The sequence below is a fragment of the Kitasatospora sp. NPDC023176 genome, from assembly GCF_055560495.1.
On record NZ_JBVHIP010000086.1, the window covers coordinates 1 to 4,125 of the forward strand.

At 71.4% G+C, this 4,125-nt stretch carries 2 protein-coding genes and 1 pseudogene; all 3 read right to left on the minus strand.

Annotation, left to right across the window (positions count from 1 at the left end; translation table 11 throughout):
- Nucleotides 1–137: roadblock/LC7 domain-containing protein (locus tag ACZ3YL_RS42335; protein ID WP_329882915.1), on the minus strand; the 137-nt coding region annotated here is incomplete at its 3' end.
- Nucleotides 138–147: 10 nt separating this feature from the next.
- A complete protein-coding gene (locus ACZ3YL_RS42340) occupies nucleotides 148–3,513 on the minus strand; it encodes a sensor histidine kinase (protein WP_317621282.1) in 3,366 nt (1,121 codons plus the stop codon).
- 510 nt (nucleotides 3,514–4,023) lie between these two features.
- Nucleotides 4,024–4,125, minus strand: a pseudogene (locus tag ACZ3YL_RS42345) (ATP-binding protein); the annotation flags it as partial.

The window sequence follows — 4,125 nt, forward strand, 5'->3', positions numbered from 1 at the left end:
GCGCGGTCGCGCGGGAAGCCTTCCGACATGCACAGCAGGAGGCCGTCCGCGGAGACCACCACGGTGTGGGACACCCCGGGGGTGTTGTCCACGAAATTGGTGATCAGCCAGTTCAGGTTCTGTGCGGCCTGGCTCATCTGAGTCAACTCAACGCTCCTGGTGGTTCGAGCCGCCGAAGAGATCGGTGCTCCGGTTCTGTCCGTTGCCGGACTGGTCTACCTGATCGGGGTCGATCCGGAAGCTTCCGGTGTTGCCGGCGCTGCGGCCCTGCTCCACACCGCGGCGCAGGTTGGTGAGGCGGCCACGGACCTCCTCGGGGCTGCGGGAGACCTGCGGCCCGTCCTGCGGAGTGGGCTTGGCGTTGCCGGGCACCAGGTTCTGCTTGGGCACGCGGCGGGGCAGTCCGGCCCCGGTGGTGCCGGCGGACGAGGGCTCGCGGAGCTGCTCGGCGCGCTGCCAGTCACCGTCGTTCGGCGACTGCCAGGGGGAGGAGGTCGGGCCGGTCGGGCCGTAACCGCCCAGTGCGGACACGTCGTGGCCGCGGGTCTCGGCGGGCGCCGAGGGCGCCGAGGTGTCCTTGGCGCCGGCGAACCAGTTCGGGGTCTCCCCGGACGGGCTGCCGACGGCCGGGGCGCTGCCCGGGCCGCCGCTCGCCAGCTGCTGGCCGGGGCGGCGCTGGGGCAGCCCGGACGGCAGGGTGGTGGAGGGCTCGGCGGCGGGCAGGGCGGGCGGCTCCGGGGCGTACGGGTGGCCGGCGGGGGCCTCCTCGGCCTGGTGGCCGTACTGGTCGGCGTACTCGTCCTGCTGGTAGCCGCCCTGCTGGTAGCCGTACTGGTCGTCGGCGTAGGCGGTCTGGTCGTAGCCCTGCTGCGGGTACTGGCCGTAGCCGTCCTGGGCGTACTCGTCCTGCTGGTAGCCGCCCTGCTGGTAGCCGTACTGCTCGTCGTTGCCGTAGCGGTCGTCCGGGTAGGCGCCCTGCTGGTAGCCCTGCTGCGGGGCGTACTGGTCGTAGCCCTGCTGGTAGTCCTCCTCGACCTCGGCGTCCACCACCGGCGACTCCGGGGCGCTCTCCAGGGCCGCGCGGCGGACCTGGTCGAGGCGCTGGGAGCGCTGGACGGCCTCCAGGGCCGGGCTGAAGCCGGAGGAGCCGGCGTTGCCGATGCCGGTGAGGTGGTCGTCGAAGCCCAGCTCGGCCGCGCTGCGGCCGCCGTTGTCCGGCGCCCACTCGGCGGCCGGCTCCTGCTCGGCGAAGATCCGGGAGACGGTGAACTGCTCCTCCGGCTCCGGGGCGATCGCGGACCGGGTGACGAACGGCGGGAGCATGACCAGCGAGGTGGTGCCGGCCGACTCGCCGGACGGGCGGAGCTGGACGCGGATGTCGTGCCGCTGGGAGAGCCGGCCGACCACGAAGAGGCCCATGCGACGGGAGATGGTGGCGTCGACCGTGGGCGGCTCGGCCAGCTTCTCGTTGATCTCGGCGAAGTCCTCGGCGGTGAGGCCGATGCCCTTGTCGTGGATCTCGACCAGGACGCGGCCGTCCGGCAGGCGGGTCGCGTTGACCAGCACCCGGGTCTGCGGGCTGGAGAACGAGGTGGCGTTCTCCAGCAGCTCGGCGAGCAGGTGGACGAGGTCGGTCACGGCGGCGCCGACGACCTCGACCTCCGGGATGCCGGACAGCTCGACGCGCTCGTACTGCTCCACCTCGGAGGCGGCGGCGCGCAGCACGTCGACCAGCGGGACCGGGGTGTTCCAGCGGCGGCCGGCCTCCTCGCCCGCGAGGACGAGCAGGTTCTCACCGTTGCGGCGCATACGGGTGGCCAGGTGGTCCAGCTTGAAGAGGTTCTCCAGCTGGTCCGGGTCGGCCTCGTTGTTCTCCAGGTCGGTGATCAGCGCCAGCTGGCGCTGGATCAGGCCCTGGCTGCGGCGCGACAGGTTGGTGAAGATCGCGTTGACGTTCCCTCGCAGCAGGGCCTGCTCGGCGGCGAGCGCCACGGCCTGCTGGTGGACCTGGTCGAAGGCCCGGGCGACTTCGCCGATCTCGTCCTTGCCGTGCAGCGGGATCGCGGTCACCGAGGTGTCGACCCGCTCGGGGTCGGTCTTGGAGAGCTTCTCGACCAGGTCCGGCAGGCGGTGGTCGGCGATCTCCAGGGCGGCGCTGCGCAGGGTGCGCATGCCGAGGATCATCGAGCGGGCGACGTAGCCGGTGAGCAGGCCGGCCAGGATCAGTGCGGCGACGACGATGACCGTGTTGAGGATGGCGTCGTAGAGCGCGTTGTCCTTGAGGTCGCGGGAGTTGGTGAGGACCTCGTCCAGCAGCGCGACTTCGGTGTTCCGCAGGGCCTGGATGTGGGTCCCGGCGGCCTGGTTCCAGTTGTCCGGGGTCAGACCGGAGTTCTTGGCCTCGGCGTACGCGGCGTCGGCCGCGGCCTTGCCCTTCTGCTGCCCGGCGGCGGCGGCCTCGGCGTAGTTGCCGGCCAGTGCCAGCAGGCCCTGCATGCTGGGCGCGGAGCCGTTCGGCATCTTGAAGGCCGAGCGGTCCTGGGCGGTGGCCAGGGCGACCTGGGCGTCCGCGTACTTCTTGGCGTCCTCGGGGTCGGCGCCGGTGTTGAACTCGGTGAGGGAGACCTGCTCCAGCTTCTCGGCGACCAGGATCTGCTGGGTCATGTCCTGGTTCTCGTAGCGCGTGGTCACGCCCTGCGAGATGCCGACCAGCAGGCTCAGCATGAGCGAGCGCTGGGTCGACGCGGAGGCCTTGGCCAGCGACATCGCGTAGATCGCGCGGCCCTTGCTGGTGGCGTTGGCGGAGCCGTTACCGACCGAGTTGTCGTAGGCCAGCAGCGGCGCGAACAGCGCCGAGTAGGCGTTCGCGGTGGCGCTGGCGAACAGCTCCTTGGTGTACGCGACCTGCCGCAGGTGGGGGAGGTCGCCCACCAGGGCCTGGAAGGCCTCGTGGCGGCGCGGCAGCTCGCCGGACTTGTCGGACGCGGCGTACGCGGCGTTGTAGGCCTTCAGCGCGGCGTCGGTGTCGGCGCGGCGCTTGGTGACCTCGTTGTTCGGGTCCTGCCCGGTGAGCAGGGGTATCAGGGTCTTGTCGCGCTCGTTCTCGAACGCCTCGGCGAGTTCGGTCGCCGCCTTGGCGAGTTCCGCGGTCTTCTCGGCGCGGGATGCCTTGATGTAGCCGTCGACCGAGGTGTTCACTCGCAGACCGCCGAAGACGAGACTGATGATCACGGGGATCAGCAGGATCGCGATCAGTCGGGTCGGCACGCGCCAGTTGCGCGGGCGGAGGAAGTCGTACCGGCTGGAGCCGCCCTCGCCCGGTGAGCCCGCCGGACCCGCACCCGGGCGCGGCTCCTTGCCGGCCGTCGGGGGCTTGGGGGCCTGGGCGGCCTGGGCGCGCTCCTCGGCGGGAGTGAACGCGGAGAATCCGGCCTGTTCCGCGGCGCCGCCGTTCGGCGTGCTCTGGCGGGGCTCGGAGCGCCGCTGCGGGGCGGGTTGCTGCTTACGCCTCACTCGACAACTACCTCTCGGCCGACTAGCCGGCCATGGATCAATCCAGCGCTACCCCCGGGGCCCTGGCCCGCCGCCGGACGGCCGGCTCGGGATATTCAGGGGCAGCTGGAATTTCAGCACGTGCAGGGATGGGGGACAAACAGCCGTCGCATGACACCCGTGCCGGAACAATCCGGACAATCAACGACATGACGGAGCAAATCCGTGGTCATCTGGCGCTGAGTGACGCTGATTCGCCACGCTGCGTCATTGTTGATCACAAAATGCCTACCGAACTGTTATCCGCTGCTTATACACGGGTCTTGCGCGCGGCCCCCGGAGGACACCGGCCGGTAAGGCAGCGCCGCCCCGGCGACCCGTCAGTGTGACGGCTCACCGGGGCCGGGCGGTTCCCGTTACTCACGCCTCCGGGGCCCTCGGACCCTTCGGCTCGGCGCCGACCTCACGCCCTCGCCTCCGGGGCGCGTCGACCGCGCCGAGGGGCGGCGCGGAGCCCGCGCGCGCGTCCTCCTACCGGAGTCGGGCGAGGAGGGCGTGTTCGACGAGGGTGATGAGGGCGCTTTTGGCGCTGTCCCGGCGGCGGGCGTCGAGGGTGATGACGGGGGTTTCGGT